This is a genomic window from Collinsella tanakaei (assembly GCF_021531055.1).
Lineage (GTDB): Bacteria > Actinomycetota > Coriobacteriia > Coriobacteriales > Coriobacteriaceae > Collinsella > Collinsella tanakaei_B.
Map to the genome: position 1 here is coordinate 188,709 of NZ_JADYTL010000001.1, position 26,432 is coordinate 215,140.

General features: G+C 59.8%; 28 protein-coding genes and 1 tRNA gene. 21 read left to right on the forward strand and 8 right to left on the reverse strand.

What is annotated here, in order from left to right; translation table 11 throughout:
• Position 1 precedes the first annotated feature (1 nt).
• The 17 genes from I6E04_RS00860 (at position 2) to I6E04_RS00940 (ending at position 15,184) form a co-directional block, all read left to right on the forward strand.
• A complete protein-coding gene (locus I6E04_RS00860; RefSeq protein WP_235421221.1) occupies positions 2-730 on the forward strand; it encodes a lysophospholipid acyltransferase family protein in 729 nt (242 codons plus the stop codon).
• Between the two features lies 1 nt (position 731).
• Positions 732-1,589, forward strand: a complete 858-nt coding sequence (gene ispH / locus I6E04_RS00865) for a 4-hydroxy-3-methylbut-2-enyl diphosphate reductase (protein ID WP_235421222.1) — start codon at positions 732-734, stop codon at positions 1,587-1,589.
• Entirely contained in the window at positions 1,586-2,995 is a 1,410-nt protein-coding gene (locus I6E04_RS00870; protein WP_235421223.1) for a DUF512 domain-containing protein, read from the forward strand. Before ispH ends, I6E04_RS00870 begins: the two co-directional genes overlap by 4 nt.
• Positions 2,996-3,026: 31 nt before the next feature.
• Positions 3,027-4,373 carry a ribosome biogenesis GTPase Der gene (gene der, locus I6E04_RS00875; protein WP_235421224.1) on the forward strand — a complete coding sequence of 449 codons (1,347 nt, stop codon included), beginning with the start codon at positions 3,027-3,029 and terminating at the stop codon, positions 4,371-4,373.
• Positions 4,373-5,080, forward strand: a complete 708-nt coding sequence (plsY, locus tag I6E04_RS00880; protein WP_235421225.1) for a glycerol-3-phosphate 1-O-acyltransferase PlsY — start codon at positions 4,373-4,375, stop codon at positions 5,078-5,080. The genes der and plsY overlap by 1 nt, the downstream gene beginning before the upstream one ends.
• Positions 5,077-6,084 carry an NAD(P)H-dependent glycerol-3-phosphate dehydrogenase gene (locus I6E04_RS00885; RefSeq protein WP_235421226.1) on the forward strand — a complete coding sequence of 336 codons (1,008 nt, stop codon included), beginning with the start codon at positions 5,077-5,079 and terminating at the stop codon, positions 6,082-6,084. The genes plsY and I6E04_RS00885 overlap by 4 nt, the downstream gene beginning before the upstream one ends.
• A 14-nt stretch (positions 6,085-6,098) precedes the next feature.
• A complete protein-coding gene (gene rpe / locus I6E04_RS00890; protein WP_235421227.1) occupies positions 6,099-6,779 on the forward strand; it encodes a ribulose-phosphate 3-epimerase in 681 nt (226 codons plus the stop codon).
• 5 nt (positions 6,780-6,784) lie between these two features.
• Positions 6,785-7,966: a cysteine desulfurase family protein gene (locus tag I6E04_RS00895; protein WP_328225236.1), complete on the forward strand. Its 1,182-nt coding sequence runs from the start codon at positions 6,785-6,787 to the stop codon at positions 7,964-7,966.
• Between the two features lie 6 nt (positions 7,967-7,972).
• On the forward strand, positions 7,973-8,779 hold the full coding sequence (locus I6E04_RS00900) for a Nif3-like dinuclear metal center hexameric protein (RefSeq protein ID WP_235421230.1): 807 nt from the start codon (positions 7,973-7,975) through the stop codon (positions 8,777-8,779).
• The gene (locus I6E04_RS00905; RefSeq protein WP_235421231.1) at positions 8,776-9,489 is read left to right on the forward strand and encodes a zinc ribbon domain-containing protein; all 714 of its coding nucleotides are present in this window, start codon (positions 8,776-8,778) and stop codon (positions 9,487-9,489) included. Before I6E04_RS00900 ends, I6E04_RS00905 begins: the two co-directional genes overlap by 4 nt.
• A complete protein-coding gene (coaBC, locus tag I6E04_RS00910) occupies positions 9,489-10,694 on the forward strand; it encodes a bifunctional phosphopantothenoylcysteine decarboxylase/phosphopantothenate--cysteine ligase CoaBC (protein WP_235421232.1) in 1,206 nt (401 codons plus the stop codon). The genes I6E04_RS00905 and coaBC overlap by 1 nt, the downstream gene beginning before the upstream one ends.
• Before the next feature lie 120 nt (positions 10,695-10,814).
• Positions 10,815-10,891 (forward strand) — tRNA-Pro (locus I6E04_RS00915).
• Between the two features lie 108 nt (positions 10,892-10,999).
• Complete coding sequence (locus I6E04_RS00920) at positions 11,000-11,755, forward strand: CDP-alcohol phosphatidyltransferase family protein (protein ID WP_235421233.1); 756 nt, start codon at positions 11,000-11,002, stop codon at positions 11,753-11,755.
• A gap of 45 nt (positions 11,756-11,800) precedes the next feature.
• Entirely contained in the window at positions 11,801-12,235 is a 435-nt protein-coding gene (locus I6E04_RS00925; RefSeq protein ID WP_235421235.1) for an FHA domain-containing protein, read from the forward strand.
• A 2-nt stretch (positions 12,236-12,237) separates the two neighbouring features.
• The gene (gene ftsR, locus I6E04_RS00930; protein WP_419179980.1) at positions 12,238-13,089 is read left to right on the forward strand and encodes a transcriptional regulator FtsR; all 852 of its coding nucleotides are present in this window, start codon (positions 12,238-12,240) and stop codon (positions 13,087-13,089) included.
• A gap of 10 nt (positions 13,090-13,099) precedes the next feature.
• Positions 13,100-13,633 carry an adenine phosphoribosyltransferase gene (locus I6E04_RS00935; RefSeq protein WP_235421236.1) on the forward strand — a complete coding sequence of 178 codons (534 nt, stop codon included), beginning with the start codon at positions 13,100-13,102 and terminating at the stop codon, positions 13,631-13,633.
• A gap of 141 nt (positions 13,634-13,774) precedes the next feature.
• A complete protein-coding gene (locus I6E04_RS00940; protein ID WP_235421237.1) occupies positions 13,775-15,184 on the forward strand; it encodes a Sapep family Mn(2+)-dependent dipeptidase in 1,410 nt (469 codons plus the stop codon).
• 94 nt (positions 15,185-15,278) lie between these two features.
• Here I6E04_RS00940 and I6E04_RS00945 read toward each other — a convergent pair whose 3' ends face one another.
• Positions 15,279-15,893: a DUF1836 domain-containing protein gene (locus tag I6E04_RS00945; RefSeq protein WP_235421239.1), complete on the reverse strand. Its 615-nt coding sequence runs from the start codon at positions 15,891-15,893 to the stop codon at positions 15,279-15,281.
• Between the two features lie 168 nt (positions 15,894-16,061).
• On the opposite strand from I6E04_RS00945, the gene I6E04_RS00950 reads away from it, so the two are divergent.
• On the forward strand, positions 16,062-16,934 hold the full coding sequence (locus I6E04_RS00950) for a DegV family protein (RefSeq protein ID WP_235421242.1): 873 nt from the start codon (positions 16,062-16,064) through the stop codon (positions 16,932-16,934).
• A gap of 506 nt (positions 16,935-17,440) precedes the next feature.
• On the opposite strand, the gene I6E04_RS00955 is transcribed toward I6E04_RS00950, so the two are convergent.
• Positions 17,441-18,388 carry an NAD(P)/FAD-dependent oxidoreductase gene (locus tag I6E04_RS00955; protein ID WP_235421243.1) on the reverse strand — a complete coding sequence of 316 codons (948 nt, stop codon included), beginning with the start codon at positions 18,386-18,388 and terminating at the stop codon, positions 17,441-17,443.
• A gap of 253 nt (positions 18,389-18,641) precedes the next feature.
• Here I6E04_RS00955 and I6E04_RS00960 point away from each other — a divergent pair, with 253 nt between their 5' ends.
• The gene (locus tag I6E04_RS00960; RefSeq protein WP_235421245.1) at positions 18,642-19,838 is read left to right on the forward strand and encodes an MGDG synthase family glycosyltransferase; all 1,197 of its coding nucleotides are present in this window, start codon (positions 18,642-18,644) and stop codon (positions 19,836-19,838) included.
• Between the two features lie 65 nt (positions 19,839-19,903).
• On the opposite strand, the gene dut is transcribed toward I6E04_RS00960, so the two are convergent.
• From dut to I6E04_RS00975, 3 genes are all read right to left on the reverse strand, one after another.
• Positions 19,904-20,347 carry a dUTP diphosphatase gene (dut, locus tag I6E04_RS00965; RefSeq protein ID WP_235421247.1) on the reverse strand — a complete coding sequence of 148 codons (444 nt, stop codon included), beginning with the start codon at positions 20,345-20,347 and terminating at the stop codon, positions 19,904-19,906.
• Positions 20,348-20,351: 4 nt separating this feature from the next.
• Positions 20,352-20,795 carry a transcriptional regulator NrdR gene (gene nrdR / locus I6E04_RS00970; protein WP_235421249.1) on the reverse strand — a complete coding sequence of 148 codons (444 nt, stop codon included), beginning with the start codon at positions 20,793-20,795 and terminating at the stop codon, positions 20,352-20,354.
• Positions 20,796-20,887: 92 nt separating this feature from the next.
• The gene (locus I6E04_RS00975; protein WP_235421251.1) at positions 20,888-21,295 is read right to left on the reverse strand and encodes a LysM peptidoglycan-binding domain-containing protein; all 408 of its coding nucleotides are present in this window, start codon (positions 21,293-21,295) and stop codon (positions 20,888-20,890) included.
• Between the two features lie 154 nt (positions 21,296-21,449).
• On the opposite strand from I6E04_RS00975, the gene lexA reads away from it, so the two are divergent.
• Positions 21,450-22,088 (forward strand): transcriptional repressor LexA, encoded by a 639-nt coding sequence (lexA, locus tag I6E04_RS00980; RefSeq protein WP_235421252.1) that lies wholly within the window; start codon positions 21,450-21,452, stop codon positions 22,086-22,088.
• Between the two features lie 9 nt (positions 22,089-22,097).
• Entirely contained in the window at positions 22,098-22,829 is a 732-nt protein-coding gene (locus I6E04_RS00985) for a heparan-alpha-glucosaminide N-acetyltransferase (protein WP_235421253.1), read from the forward strand.
• A gap of 2 nt (positions 22,830-22,831) precedes the next feature.
• Here I6E04_RS00985 and hflX read toward each other — a convergent pair whose 3' ends face one another.
• From hflX to miaB, 3 genes are read right to left on the reverse strand one after another with little or no spacing between them, the layout of a single operon-like run.
• Positions 22,832-24,121 (reverse strand): GTPase HflX, encoded by a 1,290-nt coding sequence (hflX, locus tag I6E04_RS00990; RefSeq protein WP_235421254.1) that lies wholly within the window; start codon positions 24,119-24,121, stop codon positions 22,832-22,834.
• A complete protein-coding gene (gene miaA, locus I6E04_RS00995) occupies positions 24,118-25,074 on the reverse strand; it encodes a tRNA (adenosine(37)-N6)-dimethylallyltransferase MiaA (protein WP_235421255.1) in 957 nt (318 codons plus the stop codon). The genes hflX and miaA overlap by 4 nt, the downstream gene beginning before the upstream one ends.
• Positions 25,071-26,429, reverse strand: a complete 1,359-nt coding sequence (gene miaB, locus I6E04_RS01000) for a tRNA (N6-isopentenyl adenosine(37)-C2)-methylthiotransferase MiaB (protein WP_268830255.1) — start codon at positions 26,427-26,429, stop codon at positions 25,071-25,073. Before miaB ends, miaA begins: the two co-directional genes overlap by 4 nt.
• Positions 26,430-26,432 lie beyond the last annotated feature (3 nt).

Genomic DNA, 26,432 nt, shown 5'->3' on the forward strand with positions numbered 1-26,432 from the left:
CATGAAGTTCTTCACCTCGACCGCAGACGACTATTACGATAACGGGATGCGCTCCTATCCGACCGCCGTTCGCATCGGATACGCCATTGTGCTCGGTATCCTGTACGCGTTCTGTAAGATCATGTGGCGTTGCAGCATGGAGCATATCGAACGCATCGTGGATCGTGACGGCTCGACCGGCGTGATCATCATCTCGAACCACACCTCCATGGCCGAGGTCGTCGCCATCGTCACGGCGCTGTGGCGTCGTGGACGTCTCGTCCGACCGATTTTCAAGTCGGAGTTCAACGATTCCGGCATCGTCCGCTGGTTTTTCGCGCGCGTCGGCGGCATCCCCGTCGACCGTGGTACCGCCGATATGAAGTCGCTCCGCCGTGCCAGTCATGCGCTCGCGCGCGGCGAGGATATCCTCGTGTTTCCCGAGGGCACCCGAATCCGCACCGACGACCAGCCCGTCGAGGTCCACGGCGGTTTCGCCATCATAGCGCAGATGGCCAAGGTTCCCGTCGTTCCCATGGCCGTCTGCGGGTTCCGGGACATCACGCCGCTCGGCCATCATCTGATGCGTCCCGTGAAGTGCTGGATGCGTCTTGGGAACGAGCTCTCGCTCGACGACGCCCCGTCGGAACTCAAGCGGCGCGAGCGCACCAAGTGGCTCGAGGACGAGGCGTTGCGTCAGATGTACGGGATTCGAGATGAGATGCGCGAAGAGCATCCGGGGAGGCGCTGATATGGCCCGACCCTCTATCGAAGTGGCGGCACACGCCGGCGTGTGCTACGGCGTGGAACGAGCGCTCGACCTCGCCTACGGTGCCGCACAGTCAGCTCCGAAGCCCGTGCGCACGCTCGGTCCGCTCATCCATAATCCGATCGTCGTCGACGAGCTCGCGGAAGGCGGGATCGCTCCGGTCGATGAACTCGATGGCGCAACCTCGGGTTCGGTCATCATACGCGCCCACGGTGTCGTGCCCTCCGTCATCGACGATGCGAAGCGACGGGGGCTGCACGTGATCGATGCCACGTGCCCGTATGTCAAGCGCGTCCATAGGGCCGCCGAAAAGCTGGTACGGGAAGGCTATCAACTCATCGTGGTCGGCGAATCCGGTCATCCTGAGGTTGAGGGCATCATGGGGCATGCCGACGATACCGCCGTCACGGTCTCATGCGTCGACGACCTTGCTTCCGTCGAGCTGCAGCGTCGCGTGGGCGTCGTCGTGCAGACCACGCAGACGGTGGCGACCCTCACCGATATCGTCGATGAGTTGCTCATTCGCTCCGATGAGGTGCGCGTCATCAACACCATCTGCAGCGCGACGCAGGAACGCCAGGAAGCGGCGAGCGACCTTGCGGCGCGCGTCGATGTCATGGTCGTGATCGGCGGCAAGAATTCAGGCAACACGCGCCGTCTCGTCGAGATCTGCCGTGAGCGCTGCGATCGTACGTATCACATCGAAGATGCGGCGGAGCTCTCGCCGACGATGTTCTCCGGCGCGATGCACATCGGTGTCACCGCTGGCGCGTCCACACCGGCAAGCCATATCCAGCGCGCTGTCCTCGCGATCGACTCGCTGACGGGAGCCTGTGCATGACCGGAGAACGGACACCGACCGTGACGCCGTATGCCAAGGCGAATGCCGACTACGCCCCGCTTTCGCATCCTGATGCGACCGGGGCGCTCGTCACCGCCGTCCAGCCCGATTCCCCCGCCTACGATGTCGGAATCGAGGTGGGCATGCGCGTCGTCAGCGTGAACGGGAAACCCCTCGACGACATGATCACCTGGTTGTGGGAAACCGATGACGACATGGTCGATCTCGAGGTGTACGATCCTCGCGATGAGACGGTCAGTCCGTGCACCCTTGAGCGGCTGGAAGGGGAGAGCTGGGGCATCGAGTTCGACGGCGCGATTTTCGACGGCATGCGTACGTGCGTGAACGCCTGCGTGTTCTGCTTTATGACCATGCTGCCCAAGGGAAGCCGCGATTCGCTTTCGATCCGGGACGATGACTATCGACTCTCGTTTTTACAGGGAAACTTCGTCACGCTCACCAACATGACCGATGAGGATGTCGAACGCGTCATCGCATGCGGGCTTTCCCCCATGAACGTCTCGCTGCATGCCATCACGCCCGATGCACGCCGACGCATCATGGGTAAAAACGCCGCACGTGGTATCGAGGTGCTCGAGCGGCTCATGCACGCGGGTATCGAGATCCACGCGCAGATCGTCCTATGCCCCGGTATCAACGACGGCGAGGAGCTCGATCGAACACTCGCGTACTGCGAGGAGCATGAGCAGATCACGAGCCTCGGCATCGTCCCGCTCGGATTCACCAAGCACCAGAATCGATTCAGTACATCCTATTCGGACGATCCTGAAGCCGCACGTGCCGTCATCGAGCATGTCCTGCCGTACCAGGAGCGTGCATTCGCCCGCTTCGGCCGCCATACGTTCCAGATGTCCGACGAGTTCTATCTGGACGCGCATATGGAGGTGCCCGGCGCGTCGTGGTACGACGGGTACCCCCAGTACTATGACGGAATCGGGATGATCCGCAGCTATCTGGACGATACTCGCAACGCCGTCCGCACCCGTGCGGACGCGCTCGCCCGTATCGCAGGGCGCTTGGCCGAAACCGGACGTACGCTCCGCGTCGTATCGGGAACCTCGGCCGCGGACACGGTTCGCGGCTTCATCGAGCATGAGGCGCTCGGCGGGCGCGTCATACCTATCGAGAACCGCTATTTCGGCGGTAACGTCGATGTGACCGGACTTCTATGCGGCTGCGATTTGCTCGACCAGATCGATCGAGACCTCACCGACGTTGTACTGATTCTGCCAAGCGTCATGTTCAACACAGACGGCGTGACCCTTGACGGGTATCATGGTAAAAACCTGCAAGATGAGTTCGAGCGCCGCGGAGCGAAGGTCATCATCGCCTCCACGATGCCGTTCGAGTTCATCGACGCCCTCGAAGATGCGCTCGAACCGTAAGGTACGAGCCGAAACTCAAGGAGTCGTGCGTATGAAGCCCATCGTCGCCGTCGTCGGTCGCCCGAATGTCGGAAAATCGACGCTCGTGAACAGAATTGCCCAGACCTCCGAAGCGATCGTGCATGAAAGCCGCGGCGTGACCCGCGACCGCTCCTACTACGACGCCGAATGGAACGGGCGTGAGTTCACCCTTGTCGATACCGGCGGTATCGAACCGCTCAAGAGCGAGGACGTCTTCTCCGCACCCATTCGCGACCAGGCGCTCGCGGCAGCCGAGGAGGCGTGCGCGATCCTGTTCGTCGTCGATGGCACGACCGGGATCACGGAGGAGGACGAGTCCGTCGCGCGCATGCTCAAGCGCATCAAGAAGCCCGTCTTCCTACTTGTCAACAAGCTCGACAATCCGGCTCGCGAAAACGACAATCTCTGGGAGTTCTATTCGCTCGGCGTCGGAGATCCGCTTCCCATCTCCGCGCTGCATGGCCATGGGACGGGCGACCTGCTCGACGAGATCGTCGCACTCTTCCCCGACGAGTACGAGCTGCCCGATCTCGATATCGACGACGGAATGCTCTCCGTCGCCATCATCGGACGCCCGAACGCCGGCAAGTCCTCGCTGTTCAACAAGATGATCGGCTCCCAGCGCTCCATCGTGTCCGACGTCGCCGGAACGACGCGCGACGCCATCGACACCGTCGTCGAGCGTAACGGGCGTCTGTACCGCATGGTCGACACGGCGGGTATCCGCAAGAAGAGCACGGTGTACGAGAACATCGAGTACTACTCCATGGTCCGCGGCCTGCGCGCCATCGACCGCGCCGACGTCGCCCTACTCGTCATCGATTCCTCGACGGGCATGACCGAGCAGGACCAAAAGGTCGCCAACATCGCCATCGAGCGCGGTTGCGCGCTGGTCATCCTGCTTAACAAGTGGGATCTGCTCACCGATGACAACGCGCGACAGCATGTCATGGAGTCGGTCGACCGTCGCCTGACGCTCGCCCCTTGGGCGAGCGTCCTTCGCATCTCGGCGCTCACCGGCCGTTCCGTCGAGAAGATCTGGGCCTTGGCGGATGCCGCCGCCGCGGCGCGGTCGGCACGTGTTTCCACCTCGGCACTCAACCGTCTCCTCACCGAGATGCGCGAGTTCGGCCATACGGTCGTCGACGGCAAGCGCCGCCTGCGCATGCACTATGCGACCCAAACCGGTACGGAGCCTCCGACCTTCACGTTCTTCGTCAACCATACCGACCTGGTGAGCGATTCGTATCGTCGCTATATCGAGAATCGGATGCGCGATGCCTTCGGATTCGCCGGTACGCCGATCAGGCTGCGTTTCCGTAAAAAGGATACGCGTGATACGAAGGGGGAGAAGTAATGGACGCAGTCGTCGTCTCCATTCCCACTTCCGCCACGGTCGCTCTGGTCGCCTGTATCATCGGCTCCTATTTGATCTGCGGCATCCCCTTCGGGTTGATCCTCGGCCGCATCATGGGACATGTCGACATCCGTAAATCCGGATCCGGCAACATCGGCACCACGAACGCCCTGCGCGTCGCCGGTCCCAAAGTCGCGGCGGCCACGCTGCTGTTCGACGTTCTCAAAGGCGTCATCTGCATCAACATTTCCCGCTTCGTCATCGCCGCCGTCGGATGGGGCGCTCCCCGGGGCTTCGAGGCCGGCTCCGGCGAGGATTGGGTTATCGCGTTGGTCGCCCTGGCCTGCCTGTACGGCCACATCTTCTCGCCGTACCTCAAGTTCCACGGCGGCAAGGGCATCGCGACCGGCGTCGGCATCCTCTTCGGATACTTTTGGCCGCTCGCGTTGATCCATCTCGCCATCTTCATCGTGCTCGTCGCCATCACCAAGTACGTCTCGGTCGGGTCGATCGCCACGGCCGCCGTCGTCCCCTTGACGATGTATATCGCGTTTCCGCAGATGAGCCCTGTCGCGCTTGCCATCTGGGCGCTTTTGGGATGGACGGTCGTGTGGGCGCACCGCGGCAATATGAAAAAGCTTGCCGCCGGCAACGAGAACAAGCTTTCGTTTTCCAAGCGTGCCGATACTGAGGGTGATGCATCATGAAGATCACGGTGATCGGATCCGGTTCGTGGGGTACGGCGATCGCCGGCCAGGCGGCCGCCCATGCGGACGAGGTCTGCGTCTGGTCTTTTGGCGGTGAGTGCGTCGCGTGCATCAACGAGGACCATCGCAATCCCGTCTATCTAGGTGACTACATCCTGCCCGACAACGTGCGCGCGACCGCTTCGTATGAAGAGGCCATGGATCATACCGACGGCATCATCCTCGCGGTTCCCTCGCCGTTCTTGCGCTCCGTGCTCACCGGTGCGGCCCCCCATATCGATCCCGACACCCCTGTCCTCACCCTCACGAAGGGCATCGAGGAGGGGACCGGCTACCTCATGAGCGATCTGGTTGCCGACTGCATCGGCAATCCGTCCCGCATCGCGGTGCTCGCCGGCCCCAACCATGCCGAGGAAGTCTGCCGTGGAGGTCTTTCGGCGGCGGTCATCGCATGTGAAACGACGGATGTCGCCGAGTTCTTCAAATCCCTGCTGTTGTCCGATCACTTCAGGATCTACATCGGCTCCGATCTGATCGGCGTCGAGATGTGCAGCGCCGTCAAGAACATCATCGCGATCGTATGCGGATATCTGGCGGGTATGGGCTACGGCGACAACACGCTCGCGCTCGTCATGACGCGCGGTCTCGCGGAGATCAGCCGTCTCGTCCACGCTCGCGGCGGCTCCGCCATCACATGCATGGGTCTCGCCGGCATGGGCGACCTCGTCGTGACGTGCACGTCGCGGCACTCGCGCAACCGCACGTTCGGCGAGTCGCTCGCCCACGGCGGCACGCTCGAGGAATACCAGCAGCGCACGCGCATGGTCGTCGAAGGCGCGGCTGCCGCGAAGAGCGTCGCGGAGCTCGCACGTCGACTCGGCGTGGATGCGCCGATCACCTTCGCGCTCGAGGCCGTCCTGTGGCGCGGCGTCTCCAAGGAGACCGTGTTCAACGAGCTCATCGAGCGATTCCCGACCGAAGAATTCTATGGAATGGACGATTAAGGAAGGCGGCAACGATGCAACAACCCATCATGATCTCACCGTCGATCCTGGCGGCCGACTTCCTCAACCTCGGTCGTGATATCGATGCCGTCTCCAACGCCGACTACATCCATGTCGACGTCATGGATGGCCATTTCGTGCCGAATCTTTCCTATGGAACGACGATCGTCGAGGCGGCGAAACGTGCCACGCGCATCCCGTTGGACGTCCACATGATGGTCAGCAATCCCGATGAAACCGTCGACTGGTACGTCGATGCCGGTGCCGATCTCATCTCAGTCCATGTCGAAGCGGCTCGCGACCTGCCCGCCATCGTCACGCATCTGCATGAGCGCGGGGTCAAGGCGGGTGTCGTCATCAACCCTGCAACACCGGTCGAGGTTCTCGAAGATGTGATCGAGCTCGTCGACCTCGTCCTCGTGATGAGCGTCAATCCTGGATTCGGAGGTCAGGGGTTCATCGAGGGGACCTACGACAAGGTCCGAGCTCTTTCGGCGATATGCTCCCGCCGCGAGGTCGGTCCGATCATCGAGGTCGATGGTGGCGTAAGCCTTTCCAATGCCCGCGCGCTGGCCGCGGCGGGCGCTCAGATGCTCGTCGCCGGCTCCGCGGTCTTCAAGAGCCCGGATCCCGCCTCCATCGTCCGTGAGATGCGCGAGCTCGCCTCGCTGGGCCTCGAGTGCAAGAAGGCGTAACCGACGTGACCTCGACGACAGCACCTGCGCAGCGCGCGTATGTCAATCTCGACTACGCCGCATCCACACCCATGCGCCCCGAAGCCCTGCGGGCACAAGAGGCCTACGATGCCTCGGACATCGCCGGCGCGAATCCGAACTCGCTGCACAGCCTCGGACGCAAGGCGAACGTCGAACTCGAGCGGGCCCGTCGCGACGTGGCGCGGTCCCTCGGTCGATCGGTTCGCGCGAACGAGATCGTGTTCACCGGGGGAGGCACCGAGGCGAACCTGCTCGCCTTGCTCGGCATCGCACAGGGCGTCCGTCGGCGTGATCGCACACGCACGCGCATCATCGTCAGCGCCATAGAGCACGATTCCATGCTCGACAATCTCCCTCGTCTCCATGAACTCGGGTTCGAGACGACCGTCCTCAAGCCGAGCCGCACGGGCATCGTCGAGCCGCATGTGCTCGCCGATGCCATCGACACCGATGTCGCACTCGTCTCCATCATGATCGCCAACAACGAGACCGGGGTCGTACAGCCGATCGATGAGCTTGCGCGCGTCGCCCACGGTGCCGGTGCCCTCATGCATACCGATGCCATCCAGGGCTATCTGCATATTCCGGTCGATGTCGAACGGCTCGGCGTCGACGCGCTCTCGCTTGCCGGACATAAGGTGGGAGCCCCTGTCGGTGTGGGTGCGCTCTACCTTCGTGCGCGCACGCCGTTTTCGCCTCTCGGATTCGGTGGAGGACAGGAATCCGGACGCCGCCCGGGAACGCAGGATCTTCGTGCCATCGTGGCGCTTGCCGCCGTCGCGCGCGAGCTTTCCGGGAAGGTGGCGGCCCATCGCGAGCGCATCCGTTCGCTTGCGGACCGTCTGTACGAACGGCTCTGCTCGCATCCGCACATCCAAGCGACGATGGGGGATTGGTCGTCGGTCGACCGTCTGCCGGGCATCGTCTCCATCATGGTATCCGGCCATGAGTCAGAGGAGCTTATCCTGAAGCTCGACGCCGCCGGATTCGAGGTCTCCGCCGCCTCGGCGTGCTCGAGCGGAAGTCTCGATGCCAGCCACGTGTTGCTCGCCATGGGGATCCCGCGCGATCTTGCCCTCGGTTCCCTGCGCATTTCCTTCGATGACCGGGTTGATCCTGCCGACCTCGATACGTTCGCCCGCGTCTTGCTCGATATCGTGGAGTGATGCATCGTGCGCGTTTCCGACCTCAACGAGTATCTCTTGGGACGATTTCCCGCCGATCATGCCGAGCCATGGGACCATATCGGCCTTGCCTGCGGCGTCCCTTGCGATCCCGTCGATCGCGTGGCGGTCGCACTCGATGCCTCGGACGCCTCCATCAAGGCGGCGGCAAAGCTCGGTGCGAACGTTCTTGTCACCCATCATCCCGTCTACATCAAGGCGCCTGACGCCTTCGTATCCGACGGTACCTCGTATCCGTCGTCCTCCTTCGCGATCTTCCATGCGATCGAGCGAGGTATGAGCGTTCTTTCCTACCACACGAACCTCGATCGCTCACATGAGGCGCGTCGGGTTCTCGCCGACAAGCTCGGCCTTAGACCCGTATCGTCGCTGGAGTTCCCCGATGATCCCGAACGGTGCGGCCTCGGTTCCGTCTGCGAAGGCGAACCCGTGTCGCTCGACGAACTCGTCACGCGCTGCGCTTTGGCGTTTCATACTGATCCTCGCGTCTGGGGCGATCCGAATCGCCGCATCGAACGCATCGCGATACTCGGTGGCTCACTCGGGGACTTCGGTGAAGCGGCTCTTCGCTGTGGCGCCGACGTCATCGTGACCGGCGAGGCCGGTTATCACGTCGCCCAGGATCTGCATGCCCGGGGATGCGACGTCATACTCCTCGGACACGATCGGTCCGAAGAGCCGTTTACTGCCATCCTTATGGATGCCGTGCATTGTGCCGGTATCCATAAGGACCGAATCTGTAGAATAGGTCCCTCGAGACAGTGGTGGACCCGAACCGAACAGGAGCAATTATGAGCACGGGAACCTCTCTTCTTGCGCTTCAGGATATCGATCTCGCTCTCGCCCGCGATCGCGCGGAGCTCGCCGCGATGCCCGAGATCGCCGAGCTCGCCAAGAAGCGTCGTGCGTATCAGAAGCTCAAGTCGGATGCCACGAAGCTCTATGCGCAGCGCAAGGACCTCGAAACCTATCTATCCGAGCTTGATCAGGCCGAATCCGACGCGAATGAGGATATCGCCATCGCGCAGCGCCATACCGACACCTCCGATTACCGCGGTGTCCAGCAACTCGAACAGGAGCTCTCGCGCTTGGCCAAGCTGCTTGACAAGATCGCATACGATCGGGCGGAGTATACCAAGCAGCTCGAGGAGATCGACTCCAAGCAGGCCTACCTCGACGACTACATCACCAAGTTCGAATCCGCGGTCATCGCCGATACGAAGGCGGCGCGCGCCAAGGCATCCGATATCCAACAGCGTATCGACGCCGGGTCTGCGAAGCGGGCGTCCATCTATGATGCGCTATCCGACGATGCCAAGGCACGCTACGATGCGGCGTCTCAGCGCTTCAACGGCCTTGCAGTGGAGCGTCTCGTCGGGAACGTCCCAAGCGTCTGCCGCACCGCTCTCCAGGAATCCTCCATGTCCGATCTGGCCCATGCGGCAGATATCTGCGAATGCCCGTATTGCCACCGCATTCTCGTGATCGAGCAGGAGGAGTCCTGATGTCCGCATCCGATCGTCAACGCCGGGCGCTCGTCTGCGTCACCGGCTGTATCGCCGCCTATAAGGCCTGTGAGATCGTCAGGCTCCTGCAAAAGCAGGATATCGACGTCACGGTCTGCATGAGCGAACACGCGACGCGGTTCGTCGGTCCTACGACGTTTCGCGCGCTCACGCACCATAAGGTCGCCGTCTGTCTGTTCGACGATCCCGAAGATCCCATCCATCACATCTCGCTTGCCCAGTGGGCAGACATCGTCATCGTGGCGCCTGCGACCGCGAACATCATCGCCAAGATGACCCATGGTATCGCCGACGACCTGATGTCGACGACGCTGCTGGCCACGCGCGCGCCGATCCTGGTCGCTCCGGCGATGAACGCCGGGATGTGGGAGGCTGCTGCGACCCAGGAGAACATCGACACGCTTGCCCGCCGCGGCGTCCATATCGTACAGCCCGATTCGGGCTACCTTGCCTGCGGTGAGATTGCCTCCGGTCGCCTGCCTGAGCCCGCCGATATCGTCGACCGCGCCCTTGCGGTCCTCGGCTCCGGCGGTCCGTTGCAAGGGGAGCGCGTGCTGATCACCGCCGGCGGCACTCATGAGCCGATCGATCCCGTCCGTTTTATCGGCAACCGCTCCTCGGGAAAGATGGGTGTGGCGCTCGCTTATGCCGCCCAGGCGCTCGGCGCACAGGTGACCCTTGTGCTCGGACCCCATTCGGTCCGTGTTCCCGCGTCCATCACGTGCATCACCGCGGAAACCGCGTCCCAGATGCTCGACGCCGCACGTGCGGCGTTCGATGAGTGCTCGATCGCGGTGTGCGCCGCCGCCGTCGCCGACTATACGCCGTGCAGCCCGGCTGACCATAAGCTCAAAAAGGATGTCGAGCGTCTCGATCGCATCGAGCTCGAGGAGACGACCGACATTCTCGCCGATCTCTCGTCGCGCAAAGGCGACAGAACCGTCATCGGATTCGCCGCGGAAACCTCGGATGTCGTCTTGTACGCGACACGCAAGCTTGCCACCAAGGGTTGCGATGCTATCGTCGCGAACGATGTCTCCCGTGACGATTCCGGTTTCGGAGCCGATACCGACCAGGCATGGTGGATCGATGCCACCGGGGCACAGGAGCTGCCCTGTATGGATAAATCCGATCTGGCGCGCGTCATCTTCGAGCGTGCCCTTGCGCTGCGGCCGGAAGGGTAACGATCGCGTTTACTCTTGTACGAAGATGGAGGCGTTGCGAAAAAGTTTACATTGACGCTTGCATCGAGGGCGAGAGTTGAGTAAAGTATCCCTTGCTGTCAGCGAGACAGCGCATTGCTTCGGGACGTGGCGCAGCTTGGTAGCGCACTTGACTGGGGGTCAAGGGGTCGCTGGTTCGAATCCAGTCGTCCCGACCAGAAGCTTCAGGGGCAGTCGTTCGACTGCCCTTTTTGCTATGAAGGGATACTCCGGTCGTGTCGGGGTATCATTTGAGAAACTGTTCTCGACGGTCACGGGGGAGTGACGTGAGCCTTAAGAAGAAGATCAAAAAAGAGTTGATCGGCACGTCCGACTACCCCTCGAACAAAATCTTCACCATCTCGAATTTCATCACGTTCGTCCGTCTCATCCTGACCTTCGTCTTCCTGTATCTGTTCATCAACAACGAGAACCGCTATATCGCGCTGGTCGTCTACGCCATCGCCGCCTCGACCGATTGGCTCGACGGACAGATCGCGCGCATGACCCGCACGGTCAGCTGGCTCGGCAAGCTCATGGATCCCATCGTGGACCGAGCACTGCTGTTCACCGGTGTCCTCGGACTCGTCGGTAGGGGAGAGCTCCCCATCTGGGTGTGCATCCTGATCATCGGTCGAGATGTCTACCTTGCCGCTGGCAATTTCATCGTGCGTCGGTTCCATCGTCGCCCCATCGACGTCGTCTACACCGGCAAGATCGCGACGGCGTTGCTCATGTCCGGCTTCTCGCTCATGCTGCTCGGCCTCCCGATCATCGATGGGCCTCAGCTCGTCTCGGCCTCAAACGTTTGGCTACCCGGCCTCGACGGCAGCCCCGTGCCGCTCGGTATCTTCTTCGTATACCTCGGCGTGGTGTTCTCCATGATCACCGCCGTCGTCTACACGGTAAAGGGCTCGCTCGCCATCAAACGCGCACGTCAGCATCCCGAGGAGGAGGACGTCGACTTTTTGAATCCCGAGATCGACGATACCGACGAAGCCGCAAGCGTCACCGCCGCGAATGGACAAGCTGGGGTAGAATAACAAGAACGCCCACGAGCATTCGCCTACACGATACGGAGTTTCACTATGGCCGATAACCTGTACACTCAAAACGGACTCGATCACGTCAGCGATTCGACCTGTGTGTTCCGCATGCCCGTCGACGATGCGACCGTGCCCGATCTTATGAAGAGCGTGTCCAACACCATCCCGGTCCTCACCATCATCAAGGGTCCGCAGACCGGCAACACGTTCGAGCTCGAGGGTTCCGAGACCACCGTCGGTCGCGACCCCTCCAATGGCATCTTCCTGAATGACATGACCGTTTCCCGTGCCCACGCGAAGATCATCCGCAACGCCGCCGGCACCCTCATCGAGGACCTCGGTTCGCTGAACGGCACGTGGGTCGACGGCGCTATCGTCAATTCCGCTCCGCTCCACGACGGTTCCTCCATCCAGATCGGCACGTTCACGCTGATCTACCACGAAAGCCGTTCGGAGCGCATCGAAACCGGTGAATAACGGTGGCTGAGCGCAGTTATCTGAGCATTGGACAGGTCGTCAACTACCTTCGTGGGGCCTATCCCGACCTCTCGAACTCCAAGATCCGTTTTCTGGAGGACGAGGGGCTCATCACGCCGCATCGTACGCCCAAGGGGTACCGTCAATATTCCAAAGAGGATGTCGATCGTCTCGAGGTCATCCTGCATCTGCAAAAGACCCGTTATATGCCCCTAAACGTTATCAAGCAGAAGCTCGATAACGCTACCGACCTTTCCACCCTCGCATTCGAGGTCGGCCTGCTGTCCGATCTTCCCATGAAGGCGGAGCCCCGCGAGTCCCAGCAGAAGCTTCATCCCATCGAGGATGTTCCCGATTTGCTGGGTGTCGAGATCTCGTTCATCCGCGCACTTGCCGATAACGATTTGATCCGCATCATCCGCAGCCCGCAGAATCGCGAGCTTGTCGATGGCCGTGACTTCGAGATCATCCGGCTGTGCTCCGAGCTCAATCGCTTCCATATCGAACCGCGCAATCTTCGCCAGTACGTCACCTCGGCGAACCGTGAATCCCCGATGTTCGAGCAGGTCCTCATCAGCATGCTCGGCATGGACGATTCAGACGACGAACGCAACATGAAGCTGGAGCGTGCCTTCAAGAAGCTGCACGACCTGACCGACGGTGTCCATACGGCACTGCTCAAGAATCGCGTCTTCGAATCCCTGAACGCCGTCGTCTCCGATGCCGACCTCGATAGCGTGGACGATGAGATCACACGCTCGCACGCATCCAAGAAGGCCCAGCAAAGCGATGGCACCGCATCGAACGATACGCGTCGTCCTTCCTCTGGCTCGCGGCGCCGTACATCTCGTTAGGAGTAAGAGCATGGAGCTTCAGGAGCTTTCGTCCCTCGTCATCGATATTCCCGACTATCCTGAGCCCGGGGTCGTGTTCAAGGACATCACGCCGTTGTTCACCGACAGCCACGCGCTCGCGAGCGTTATCGATGCCTTGGCCGATCACTTCAAGGATGCCGGCATCACGAAGGTAATCGCTCCTGAGGCCCGCGGTTTTCTTGTCGGTGCGCCCGTCGCGTACAAACTCGGTGCCGGATTCGTTCCCGCCCGCAAACCAGGTAAACTCCCGCGCGAGACGATCTCCGCGTCATACGAACTTGAATACGGCACCGACTCCATCGAGATCCATCGCGATGCGCTGACCGCCGATGATCGCGTGATCATCCTGGACGACCTGATCGCCACCGGCGGTACCGCGAAAGCCGTCGCCTCACTTGTGGACCGACAGGGTGCCGAGCTTGTCGGTTACGGCTGTATCCTCGAGCTTTCGTTCTTGCATCCGAGATACGTCCTTGCGCGCGAAGGCGACATCGACGTGTATTCGCTCCTCGTCGTCGAATAGATCCGCACCACACGACATACGTGGCGCCTTTTATCGCGTCGTTCGTCCTTCTGCCTATGTTTATGAATGAAACTTGGTTCATTCTGCATAACTCGGGTATCCTGTCAGTGTGATGTCGCGTTTCTGACAGAAAGGATCATCATGGCTGACGCTCAACGCATGAAGGAAATCGATGCCTGGATAGATGAGAACTGGGAGACGATCATCTCGGAGATCGAGACACTCGTGAACATTCCGAGCCAAGAGGACCTCGATCACGCCGCACCGGGTGCGCCGTTCGGCCCCGGTCCGCTCAAGGCGCTGAACGCCGGTCTTGACCTGTGTTCGCGCCTCGGCATGGATGCGCAGAACCATGAGGGCTTCGTCGGTACGGCGGACTATCCCGGTGCCGACCCCGACAAACATATCGCCCTGATCGCCCATCTGGATACCGTGCCCTGTGGCCCCGGCTGGTCCCAGGACCCCCATATCATGACCCGTCGTGACGGGTATCTGATCGGCCGCGGCACGCTCGACGACAAGGGGCCCTTCGTCGTCGGAGCCTACGCTATGCGCTACTGGCATGACCACGGCGCATCGTTCCCGTACACCATGCGTATGATCCTCGGTGCGAACGAGGAAACCACGCTTCGCGACGTCGAGTATTACCTCGAGCACTTCGGAGAGCCCGCCTTCCTTATGACCCCCGATGCCGAATTCCCGGTCTGCTATGGCGAGAAGGGCATCTACCAGGGTGTCTTCACCTCCGGCCCCATAACGGATCCCAAGATCGTCGACTGGCACGCCGGTGAGGCCTTCAACGCCATTCCTACGGATGCCGATGTCACGGTTGCAGCCGACATCGCCGCGCTCCCTGCGGCCGATGGCATCACGCTGACCGATCTTGGCGACGGCACGGTGCGTATCGCCGCCAAGGGCAAGGGCGGCCATGCCTCTCAGCCGCAGGGTGCGATCAATGCGATCGGTATGCTCGTCGACTATATGCTCGACAACGATCTCGTCTCCGAATCTGAACGTCAGTTCCTGACCCTCCAGAAGACCTTGATCGACGACTATTCCGGCGCCGGTGTCGGTGTCGCCGCCAGCGATGACCTTTTCGGCGATCTGACGATCATCGGCGGCATGGTGTGGCGCGATGAGGATGGAACGCTTCATCAATCCGTCGACTCGCGGTATCCGACCACGTTCAGCTGTGCTCAGTTCGAGCAGGCTCTTTCTGCCACCGCTGCTCGCTTCGGAGCGATCTACGCGACCGACAACGATACCGAGCCGTTCTATATCGATCCCAACGGTCCGGAGATTCAGAAGCTTATCGCTATCTACAACGATGTGACGGGGGAGGACCGCAAGCCGTTCACGATCGGCGGCGGTACCTACGCACGAGAGTTCAAGAACGCCGCGGGCTTCGGGCCCGAGATGCCGTGGGTCGAGACGCCCTCTTGGGTCGGGCCCATGCATGGCGACGATGAAGGCGTGAGCGAGGAGCTGCTCAAGACCACGCTGAAGATCTACATCCTCGCCATCGAGGAGATCATGAAGATCGAATACTAAGCCGTTAAACGTTCTGGCGACGTAACAGCGACGCCCGCGCCCTACGATGAAAGCCGTGGGGCACGGGCGTCCTATCGTTCATTCGAACAGATGCCTATGCGTCTCGATACCCTAAAAACGTAAGATAGCTCATCAGGAACGCCTTAGCCGCAAAAGCGGAAGCCGCACTGCGGACCAGAACGGTCTCACGCGTCACGAGCGACGCGGTGTCCTCATGGCGTGTACCGCTCGCATCGAACGCATCGGAAACGGCGTTGTTGATCTCGACGGCGACATAGTTGTAGGCGACCCCGATCGGATAGGTCATACGCTGGATGCCGATGAGCTTTCGAATCGCCTCGATTGAGAGGAACTGCTTGAAAATGCAGATAATCAGCAGGTGAGCGATGTGGTCGCGACGGTAAAGCTTCTTATTGGGAGCAGGAACCAAGTGCTGCTTGACGTAATTGTTCACCATCGACGCGGTAAGCCATGAGCCCTCTGAGCATGCGCTAAGAGGGGAGAGGATATGGTCGATGTAGGAAAGGACCTGATCACGGTATAGTTCGACGGAAGGAAGCTCATCGTATGAGGGCAGATGGAAGCGCCCGGCGGAAAGAGCCTCCTCGGATGACAGGAATGCATCGGGAAGCACCGTCGGCGCGACATCGGCGGGAACAATCGGTTTCGCGTCATCGGACATGGGGATGACCGTCGGATGCTGCGGCATGCACGTTCACTTCCAACCACTCACATGTACCATCATCGCTACTCAGCATAGCGCAACGATACCCCATATTCTAGCCATTCATACCGTGAAATCTCGTTTTCGATACTAGATAGAGACGACTGGGCTATACTGGTGCTAACGTCATCGTCACGCGAAAGGATTTGTCCAATGTCATGGGCTATCGTCGCTGATTCCAGCTGCAATCTGCGTTCCTGGACGCCAACGGCGCCCGATACCGTCTTCGTATCTGCACCATTGACGATCCATGTCGCCGATACCGAATTCGTAGATGACGAGCAGCTCGATGTCGCCGAGCTGAATCGCGCCGTCGCCGCGGAGCAGGAGGCATCGTCGAGCTCGTGCCCGAGCGTCGGGCGTTGGGCCGAGGAGTTCCGTCGTGCCGACAACGTCATCGCGATCACGATTTCCGCCAACCTGTCCGGAAGCTATGAAGCTGCGAGTACCGCACGAAATATCGTGCTCGACGAGTACACGCGCGACCACGCAGGCGTCATCTCCGGTAAGAACATCTTCATTTTGAATTCGCGCGCCACCGGCGGCAAGATGGAGCTGATCGTCGAACTATTAGATCGGTACCTAACTGATCATCACCCGACATTCGACGAGGCCGTCGAGTACGTTCAGAGTCTCGATGCGGCGTCCACCGTGCTGTTCTCGCTGTCTCGCTATGACAATCTCGTAAAAAACGGTCGCATGCCGCGACTCGCGGGTTCCATCGCCAGCAAGCTCAACATCCGCATGCTCGGATGTGCAAGCGATGAGGGGACCATCAAGATCGTCGGTCCGACGCGCGGCGAGAAGAAGATGTATCGCAAGGTCGTCGACTGCATGGCCGGCTATGGCTATCACGGCGGCTTGGTCTACATCGACCATGTCGATAACGAGGCCGCTGCAGCGGAACTGCAGCGGCTCATCTGCGAGCAATGGCCGAACGCGACCGTACGGATCGTGCCCTGTGGCGGTCTCTGTTCGTACTACGCCGAGGAGTCCGGTCTTATCATCGGGTTCGAGTGGGCTTAGGTCTCATCGCCAACGTATAGCAGGTAAACGAGAGGGCAGGAGCAATTGTTCCGGCTCTCTCGTTTTGTATCTACTAACCTGACATAACATATATTATCGTGATTTCAGATTACTTGAATCCTCAGACCACAGAATGGCATCTATACTCGATGCACGCCCTGACACGTCACGTACAAAGCCCCTATGACGCCCATAGAGACCCGCGACGGCTCTCAGGTCGACGATGCGAGGAATCGCCATCAAGGTTTTCGCCTTAGATACTGTTATGCGCGTCACGTATCAAATGATTCAGATTCAAGCGGGCCCATGATGGCCGAACCGTAGAATCGCACTGATTCGAGATGAACGCTAAGGGGCTTCATAGCTTGCCTAAAAGCTGAATAGCGCTTGTTCGCTCGATAAATCCGCGCCCTGTAGACGGTTTCATCCGTCTACAGGGCGCGGATCGCCTATTTCGTCTCAACAAGCCTGATAGTGTACAGTTAGGTACCTAATTGTATTCCGCTCTACAATCGTTCGCATGTCTCCAGGTACGCATATGCCGCACTGCCGGCGATTGCGCCATCAGATGCCGCAGTCACAACTTGACGGAGCTTCTTCGACCTCATATCACCGGCACAGAACAGCCCAGGGGTCTTCGTGGCCATGGACTCATCGGTGACGACTCCCCCATCGTCAGCCAGATCGATAAATGGCTTAATCAGATCGACCACCGGATCGTTTCCGGCAAAGACGAACACGCCGAATGAACCCTCCGGATAGGACTCGTCGTAGTCCTCGCCCGTTCGATTATCGCGAAACGTGATGGTGCTCAACAGACGATCGCCGGAGACGCGCGCGATGGATGTCGAGTACTTCACATCGACGTTATCCCGCTCAAGGAGTCGGTCGACACGACCACGCGGCGCCCTAAACGCATCGCGCCTGACGACCATGGTGACGTCCTGCGCGATATGTGACAAGTACAAACCCTCTTCGCATGCGGAATTGCCACCGCCGATGACGAAGACCCGCTTGCCGCGATAGAACATGGCATCGCACGTGGCGCAATACGAGACGCCACGGCCGCGGAACGTATCCTCTCCATCGAACCCTGCCGTACGAGGTTGCGCGCCGGTAGCCATGATGAGTACGGGAGCCTGCACGGAGCCGGAATCGGTTTGGATGATGAAGTCGCCCGAGTCGTCGCGCTCGATACCCGTGACCATCGTATAGTCGACGTCCACGCCGGCTGATTGAGCATGGTCGAGCATCTTCGAACCGAGTTCAGCTCCCGAGATACTCGGAAAACCAGGGTAATTATCTACCGTATCGGAGGTAGCGATCTGCCCTCCGGGCATACCCTGCTCGATCAAAAGCGTATTCAGGCTTGCACGTGCTGCGTATATGCCAGCCGTGCTTCCAGCCGGGCCTCCACCGATGATCACCACATCGTAGTTCTTCACATCATCCATCGCGAACTCCCTATCCTGCTCCGAATCGGCGGCATGTGAACTTCAGACGTCGTATGCCATGACGTTCATTTACTGAAGAATACCCCTTGCGGTACAAGTTCAGACTACAATAGCGGAGATAGCGAGCACACCGAGGGTTTGGACTTTCCCACCCATGCAGACCGAACAGACCGAACAAATCGCAGATACGCTTCGCGAGGCCGACGGCGCATCCGTCAACGTCTCGTCCAGCGAGCGTCCGATCATCACGATCATGCACGCCTCGGTCGGTTCAGGTCATAAGGCCGCTGCCAACGCCGTCGCGCAGGCGGTCGACCGCCTACGAGGCACGCATGGCGTTCCCGCCGATGTCGAGCTCGAGGTCATCGACATCCTGGACTTCGGTCGCATCAAGTTCGATGGAAACAAGACGGCTGCCGCCTTCACGGGAGCGACGCGTCCGATCTACGACATCACGTGGCGCTATACGCTCACCGGCCGACTGCTTTGGGGCGGCGGAACGGGTTGGTCGCGTGTCATGTTTCCGGCTTTCAACGAATATATCGTGAACAAGCGGCCCATCGCGATCATCGCGACGCACATCACGGCCGCCAACGTGGCGGTCGGCGCCCGCATGATCACCGGAATCGAATACCCGATCGTCTGCATTCCCACAGACTATGAGATTGAAGGATGGTGGCCGCATAAGGAGACTGATCTGTTCTGCGTGGCCACCGAGTTCATGGCCGAAACCTTGCGTCCTCGCCACGTAAAGGAATCCTCGATCTGCATCACCGGCATACCGGTCCGCGGCGGATTTGACGATCCCATCGATCATGACGAGGAATGCGAGCGGTTCGGACTTCCCAAAGACAAGCTCCTCGTGCTCGTTATGGCCGGCGCCAGCCTTCCACAGCCGTATGTCAGGTTCCGTGCCGCCATCGAGCAGACGCTTCCGTTTCTACGGGGTTTGGAGCAGATGCATTTCGTGTTTCTGCCTGGTCGCGATAAGGAATACGCCGATCGCCTGAACAAGATCTTCGATGCGATGAAGCTCGAGAACGTAACCGTGCTCGACTATGTCGAGGATATGGCGACACTGATGCGCATCTGCGATGTCGCGATTCTTAAATCCGGAGGCCTCACGGTCACGGAATGCCTCTGTGCGCGTCTCCCGATGATCCTGCTCGGCAAATCGTATGGCCAGGAAAAGGCGAACACCACCATGTTGACCGGATTCGGCGCCAGCATGCATGCCACCACAGCCCGTGAACTCATTATGGTACTCAGGCACCTGCACGATAATCCCGCCGCATTGAAGGCGTTGCTGGTCAATGCCGAGGGTCTGCGCCATCCCGATGCCGCAGATATCATCGTCGACAAGACGATGGGTCTTGTCGGAAGGGACGTCAAGCGCGAAAAGCACTTTGCCGAATTCTATTGGGGCGATAAGCCGGCCCACATCCGATAGAAAAAGACATCGCCCTGCACCTCTTGACGAGATGCAGGGCGACAACGTATCAGATCCGAGATGCCTTATTTAGCGCCACTGGAGCCGAAACCACCGGTGCCACGGTCGGTTTCGTCGAGCTGATCCACCTCGACGAGTCGCACGGCGGGAACAGCTTGGATCACAAGCTGAGCTATGCGCTCACCACGCTCGATATGAACCGGGTGATCAGGGTCGAGATTGATGGCGATGACCTTCAGCTCCCCACGATAGTGGGCATCGATGAGGCCGGGCGTGTTCGCAACCGAAAGGCCGCGCTTCAGCGCCATGCCGCTTCGCGGCAGCACGAAGCCGGCATATCCATCGGGAATCGCGATGGCAAGACCTGTCGGGACAAGCACACGTCCATGCGGCGGGATGTCGACATCGGCATTGGCGCGTAAATCGAGTCCGGCATCGCCCTCATAGGCATAGGATGGCAGCTCGACGTCGTCATCGAGACGCGTGATGGAAACGTTCAACGTGGTCATGCATTCACCTCAACTTATCCAGCTCTTCAAGGAACTCGTCGATGTCCTTAAAATCGCGATAGACGGACGCGAAACGGATATACGCGACCTTGTCGATCTTTTCAAGCCGCTTGAGCACCATATCGCCGATATCATGAGAGCTCACAGCGGTAAGCGTCCTACCCCGAAGCTCGTGCTCGATATCGTCGATAAGGGCGTTCAGCGCGGAAAGCTCGATATCGCGCTTCGTGGTGGCGCGCATAAGACCGACAAGCAACTTATTCCGATCAAACGGCTGTGTGGTGCCATCGCTTTTAAGCACCTCGATGGGATCCTCGCAGCGCTCGAACGTCGTGAATCGGTAGCCGCATGAACGGCACTCACGACGCCGTTTGATGGCGTTCGTCACCTCTTGCGTACGAGAATCGACGACACGGGTATCGCCTTTACCGCACTTTGGACAACGCATGGGATCTCCCTCGACGATCATATGGACATCTCAGTTAGCATACCATGACGTCGATGTGAGAAGAAAAGCCCTACAGCGTAGGCGCACGACGATCAGGCGGGCACCACGATTTCCATACCCGGGTACACCAGGCCCTCGGGCACATTGTTCCACGAGCGGATGATGGATACCGTCTCGTCCACGGAAAGACCCTCGAGCGGATGCGACTGGGCAAGCGACCAGAGGGTATCACCAGACTGCACCACGACCTCCGTGCGCGAGGAGGATTCGCACATCTGGTCGAACGCTACTTGTTGAGCGTGAAGCTGCAGGAATCCGAATGCGAGCATGAGCGCGCAGATGGCGACGACGGCAAAGACACATGCGGGATGCGCGTTATCTTGACGCACGTTCGACGCAGCGGGCACCGTGGCACGGCGGCCTTCGACAACCTGAAACAGGGGCTTCTCGGCCACAGGCGCCAGCGCGAGGTTGCCGTCGATCATCGCATATGTCTTCATACCCTATCTCCTCTCGTCTGGATGACGATATAGGTATACCGTGCCGTGTGGACAAAATTCTCTGGCACTGGAACGGATGTTCGTATATCATTATGGGCGAACAGTTGTTCCTGTCAAGGGAAAATGGAACATATGTTTGGATAAGGAGAGGAACATGGCGCGCAAGATCACCAAGCGGCAGCAGCAGATCTACGATTTCATTCGCTCCTACCAGCAGGAGAAGGGCTATCCGCCTAGCGTACGGGAGATGGCGGCGGCAGTCGGTCTCTCCTCCCCCTCCACCGTCCATGCCCATCTCTCCGCGCTCGAGGATCACGGCCTTATCAAGCGCGATAAAACCAAGCCCCGTGCCCTCGAGGTGTTCAACGAAGATGGCTCTGCGACAAAGCTGGCTGAGGTCAAGGAGGCTCCCGATCGGGGTACGGTTTCGCTGCCGCTCATCGGTCGTGTTGCCGCCGGTCTTCCGATCCTGGCCGAGCAAAACGTCGAGGACACGTTCACGCTTCCCACCGAGATCGCGACCGACTCGAGCTCCTTCGTGCTCGAGGTTCACGGTAACTCGATGATCAACGCGGGGATCTACAACGGCGACTACATCATCGTCCGCGAGCAGACAAGCGCCATGAACGGCGAGATCGTCGTCGCCATGATCGACGGCGAGGCGACGGTGAAAACGTTCTATAAAGAACAGGGTCGTGTGCGCCTCCAGCCCGAAAACGATGCCATGGAGCCCATCTACGTGACGAATCCGACCATCTTAGGCAAGGTCGTCGCGCTCATGAGGCGTTTCTAGGCTACACGCATGTCCGAAACGACGACGCACGACCGTACCGCTCCGGAGCGTATCGCCTTCTTCGATATGCTCCGGGGCCTCGTCATCATATCGATGATCGCTTTCCACGCGACCTATGATGCCGCGTATATCTACGGATTCCATGTGCCCTGGTTCACCGATCCGGTGATACAGGATGTTTGGCGCGCGACGATCAGTTGGACGTTTCTCGCGCTCGCCGGTTGGATGACCTCCCTTTCCAGAAACAACTTCAAACGCGCTGTCGTCTACGGCATCTTCGCGTTCATCATATGGTTGGCGACAAGTGTCGTATCGGTGGATACGCCCGTGAGCTTCGGCATCATATACTGCATGGGGTTCTGCACACTCATCTACGCGCTTATTCGCCCTGTTCACGAGCGTATCAATCCGGTAATCGGTCTTATCCTCTCGCTCGCGTTATTCGGGCTTCTGTGGCATATTCCTCGAGGCACATACGATGTCGTTGGTTTCTCCTGGCTTGGATTCCCGGGGCCCGGCTTTGCATCGGGAGATTACTATCCGCCGATCCCCTTTCTATACATGTACCTTGCGGGAAGCTTTGCCGCAAAACTGCTCGTCAAGCTGCGACCAGCAGGATATCCCGCTTGGATGAAACGAGATACGATTCCGTTTCTCTCGTGGCTCGGAAGGCATAGCTTGGCAATCTACGTGATCCATCAGCCGTTGCTCATCGCCTGCTTCGAGCTCATCTCACGCTAGATTTATTCCGTGCGGAATCGCTCCAACTTGTTCGCGAGCCTATGCGGGACCTTTGCAACGATGCGCACGCACGTATCGAGGTACTCCTCAGAAACGACCTGTCCCCGCTCATGGACGAGCTTGATGAGAGCGCCCTCACGATACGGTATCTCGGCGCTGAGCAAGCGATCGGTAGCAGCAGCCTCCTGCACAAGACGCTCAAGAAGCTCGACGGTGCCCAGTCCGGTATAGGCCGAATACAGCAACGCGCCGGGATGTCGACGCCGAAACAGATCCGCCTCCTCATCAGAAAGCAAGTCGGCTTTATTGAAGACGGTGAGCGTCGGACGATCGCCGGCGCCGATCTCCTCAAGAACCCGATCGACCGCTTCAAGCTGGCGCAGATACTCGGTATCGGCGCAATCGACAACCTTGATGATCAAATCCGCTTCGAGAACCTCGGAAAGCGTCGACTTAAACGCCTCGACGAGTCCGTGCGGAAGCTTCTGGATGAAGCCTACCGTATCGGTGATGGTGACGGCGCGACCGCCGGGAAGCGTATACGAACGCGTGGTGGGATCGAGCGTGGCGAACAGTTTGTCCTCCGACAAAACGTTCGACCCGGTCAGCGCGTTCAACATAGTCGACTTACCCGCATTCGTGTAACCGGCAAGCGCGATTCGAAACGCATCGGATGAACTGCGGCGCTTCGATTGAACGCCGCGTCGCTTCTCAAGCTCACGTAGCTCACGACGGAGCGAGGAAATCCTGTTTCTGATGAGACGGCGATCGACCTCGAGCTGGCTTTCGCCCTGACCGAATCTGCTTCCGATGCCACCGCGCGTCTGTTCTTTGGCAAGATGCGACCACATACCGCGAAGACGAGGAAGCAGATATTGCAGCTGAGCGAGCTGAACCTGGAGCCTGCCCTCTCGCGTGGTGGCATGAAGTCCGAAAATGTCGAGGATCAGCGCCGTGCGGTCGATGATCTTGGTCGGTTCGCCGATCGCACGCTCCAGATGCGACTGTTGAGCGGGCGTAAGATCGTCATCGAAGATGACCACATCGGCATCAAGGCGAGCGACCATGGACTTGAGCTCCTCGAGCTTGCCCGACCCGATAAAGGACTTGGGAACCGGACGCTCGAGACGCTGCGTCATCCTGCCCACGACGACCGCCCCCGCCGTGTCGACAAGGCGCTCGAGCTCATCGAGCGAACGCTCGACCGGCCAACTGTCGCGTCTCCATTCGACACCGACGAGCACCGCGCGCTCGGGCTCGATGGCGGTGGATAAGAAGGTGAACCTCGTCATGCGGAACCCTCCCGAACGGCACGGATGATAATGTCGGCGGCTTGTTCGACAGAGCATTCGTCCATATCGATCCACACGATACGGGGATCACGACGAAACCATGAAAGCTGTCGCTTGGCGTAGCGCCGACTGCGCAGTTTTATCAGCTCGATCGCCTCGTCGAGCGAACATATCCCTTCAAGAGCATCCATGATCTCCTTGTATCCGATCGCCTGTCGAGAGGTGATGGCCTCACCGGCGCCCCGTGCGACCAGCTCTCGCACCTCATCGACAAGCCCCTGCTCCACCATGGCGTCGACGCGGGCATCGATGCGACGATAGAGCCGATCGCGATCCATGGTCAAGGCGAACTGAAGACTGCGGTAGTACGGTTTGGGAACGGAGAAGCGGGCCTTTTGTTCGGCGTATCGAACGCCCTCGTCAAGCATCTCGAGTGCCCGCACGACACGACGGGTGTTATGGGGATGGATGACCGAGGCGCTCTCGGGATCACGTTGGGCGAGGATCGCATGAAGCCCGTCTGCGCCGAGGGTGTCGAGCATCAACTCGTATTTCTCACGCCTGACACCACCGACCTCACCTGAGGGGAACTCCATGGCATCAATTGCCGCCTTGATATATAAGCCGGTTCCTCCGCACAGGACGGGAATCTTCTCCTGTGCAAGCAGATGATCGATGCATGCTCGAGCATCGCGCTGGAACAGCGCGGCTGAGTATTCCTCCACCGGATCGACCACGTCGATCATACGTAACGGCACCAGGCGCTCCCCCACCGGGGTTTTCGCGGTACCGATATCCATACCGCGATACACCTGCATCGCATCGGTGGAGATAACCTCGGTACCGAGCGCCAACGCGACACGATCGGCAACAGCGCTTTTCCCGGAAGCAGTCGGGCCTGCGACGACAACGACGGGTCCGGGCAACGAAGATGTGTCTTCGTCGAACCTCATCGTGGATCGCTCACGACGTCACCGGAGAGATACCACGTCCTCGCGCGGTCGACCGAGACATCCACGATCTTTCCGATAAGCGCATCGATCGAATATCCATCGGGAATAGGTGCGTGCACGGTTTGATTTTTAGGGCTTTTGCCGAGCAGCATGGAAGGGTCCTTCTTAGAGGAGCCTTCGACGAGCACCGAAACGGTCGTATGCAGATCATGCTGGTTGAACGCGTACGCGCTATCCTCGATTACGTGCACCAAGCGGTTGAAGCGATCGAGGATGACCTCGCGCGGCGTATCATCGACGATCTCGGCGGCAGGGGTGCCTGCGCGCTTGGAATAGATGAACGTGAACGCTTGAGCATACCCGACGCGCTCGGCAAGAGAAAGCGTCTGCTCGAAATCCTCTTCGGTCTCACCTGGGAAACCGACGATGATATCGGTGGAAAGCGCGATGCCAGGAATACGGTCGCGGATGCGGTCGATAAGATCCAGATACTGCTCACGGGTGTATTTACGGTTCATGAGCTTCAAGATACGAGAGGAACCGGACTGTACGGCAAGATGGAGCTGGGGCATGACGGCAGGGACATCGGCCATCGCATCGATCGTCTCGGGTAGCAGGTCCTTCGGATGCGAGGACGTGAAGAAGATGCGCTCGATACCGGTCTCGCCGACGGCACGGAGCAGATCGGCGAAACGCGGGGAGCCGAACAGGTCGCGTCCATACGAATTGACGTTCTGGCCGAGGAGCGTGATCTCGCGGACGCCGGTGCGCACGAGACCGGTCACCTCATCGACGATCTCCTCGAACGCGCGGCTCTTCTCCCGGCCGCGAACGTAGGGAACGATGCAGTAGCTGCAGAAATTGTTACAACCCGTCATGATGGGAACCCAAGCACGATACTGCTCGGCACGATGCCACGGCATGGTCGTCGCAGCCTCGCTATCGGTCTCCTCGCACCGAACATGATGTTCGCCATCGTCAAATGCGGCGTCGATCAACTCGGCGACATGGGCGATCGAGTGCGTACCGAAGATGACGTCGACGTTATCGAGATTCGTGAGCAGGCCGGAACCGTCACGCTGGGCGATACAGCCTCCGACGGCGACGACGCGACGCCCCGAAGGAGCCGGCGGAAGGCTCTTGCACGAAGAGCACTGGCCATACAGACGCGTATCGGCCGCCTCGCGAACGCAGCAGGTCATGAAAATGACGATATCGGCATCCTCGGGCCCTGCGACCTCAAGACAACCGCACGAATCGAGAAGACCCGATACGCGCTCCGAATCATGCATATTCATTTGACAGCCGAAGGTGCGGATGAAATACGTTTTACCGTGAAGATGAGTGAATTGCATACC

Bases quoted from the DNA above. Each gene is read 5' to 3' on its own strand.
- I6E04_RS00860 (WP_235421221.1), top strand. From the start codon at position 2: ATGAAGTTCTTCACCTCGACCGCAGACGACTATTACGATAACGGGATG.
- ispH (WP_235421222.1), top strand. From the start codon at position 732: ATGGCCCGACCCTCTATCGAAGTGGCGGCACACGCCGGCGTGTGCTAC.
- I6E04_RS00870 (WP_235421223.1), top strand. From the start codon at position 1,586: ATGACCGGAGAACGGACACCGACCGTGACGCCGTATGCCAAGGCGAAT.
- der (WP_235421224.1), top strand. From the start codon at position 3,027: ATGAAGCCCATCGTCGCCGTCGTCGGTCGCCCGAATGTCGGAAAATCG.
- plsY (WP_235421225.1), top strand. From the start codon at position 4,373: ATGGACGCAGTCGTCGTCTCCATTCCCACTTCCGCCACGGTCGCTCTG.
- I6E04_RS00885 (WP_235421226.1), top strand. From the start codon at position 5,077: ATGAAGATCACGGTGATCGGATCCGGTTCGTGGGGTACGGCGATCGCC.
- rpe (WP_235421227.1), top strand. From the start codon at position 6,099: ATGCAACAACCCATCATGATCTCACCGTCGATCCTGGCGGCCGACTTC.
- I6E04_RS00905 (WP_235421231.1), top strand. From the start codon at position 8,776: ATGAGCACGGGAACCTCTCTTCTTGCGCTTCAGGATATCGATCTCGCT.
- coaBC (WP_235421232.1), top strand. From the start codon at position 9,489: ATGTCCGCATCCGATCGTCAACGCCGGGCGCTCGTCTGCGTCACCGGC.
- I6E04_RS00925 (WP_235421235.1), top strand. From the start codon at position 11,801: ATGGCCGATAACCTGTACACTCAAAACGGACTCGATCACGTCAGCGAT.
- I6E04_RS00935 (WP_235421236.1), top strand. From the start codon at position 13,100: ATGGAGCTTCAGGAGCTTTCGTCCCTCGTCATCGATATTCCCGACTAT.
- I6E04_RS00940 (WP_235421237.1), top strand. From the start codon at position 13,775: ATGGCTGACGCTCAACGCATGAAGGAAATCGATGCCTGGATAGATGAG.
- I6E04_RS00945 (WP_235421239.1), bottom strand. From the start codon at position 15,893: ATGCCGCAGCATCCGACGGTCATCCCCATGTCCGATGACGCGAAACCG.
- I6E04_RS00950 (WP_235421242.1), top strand. From the start codon at position 16,062: ATGTCATGGGCTATCGTCGCTGATTCCAGCTGCAATCTGCGTTCCTGG.
- I6E04_RS00955 (WP_235421243.1), bottom strand. From the start codon at position 18,388: ATGGATGATGTGAAGAACTACGATGTGGTGATCATCGGTGGAGGCCCG.
- I6E04_RS00960 (WP_235421245.1), top strand. From the start codon at position 18,642: ATGCACGCCTCGGTCGGTTCAGGTCATAAGGCCGCTGCCAACGCCGTC.
- dut (WP_235421247.1), bottom strand. From the start codon at position 20,347: ATGACCACGTTGAACGTTTCCATCACGCGTCTCGATGACGACGTCGAG.
- nrdR (WP_235421249.1), bottom strand. From the start codon at position 20,795: ATGCGTTGTCCAAAGTGCGGTAAAGGCGATACCCGTGTCGTCGATTCT.
- I6E04_RS00975 (WP_235421251.1), bottom strand. From the start codon at position 21,295: ATGAAGACATATGCGATGATCGACGGCAACCTCGCGCTGGCGCCTGTG.
- lexA (WP_235421252.1), top strand. From the start codon at position 21,450: ATGGCGCGCAAGATCACCAAGCGGCAGCAGCAGATCTACGATTTCATT.
- I6E04_RS00985 (WP_235421253.1), top strand. From the start codon at position 22,098: ATGTCCGAAACGACGACGCACGACCGTACCGCTCCGGAGCGTATCGCC.
- hflX (WP_235421254.1), bottom strand. From the start codon at position 24,121: ATGACGAGGTTCACCTTCTTATCCACCGCCATCGAGCCCGAGCGCGCG.
- miaA (WP_235421255.1), bottom strand. From the start codon at position 25,074: ATGAGGTTCGACGAAGACACATCTTCGTTGCCCGGACCCGTCGTTGTC.
- miaB (WP_268830255.1), bottom strand. From the start codon at position 26,429: ATGCAATTCACTCATCTTCACGGTAAAACGTATTTCATCCGCACCTTC.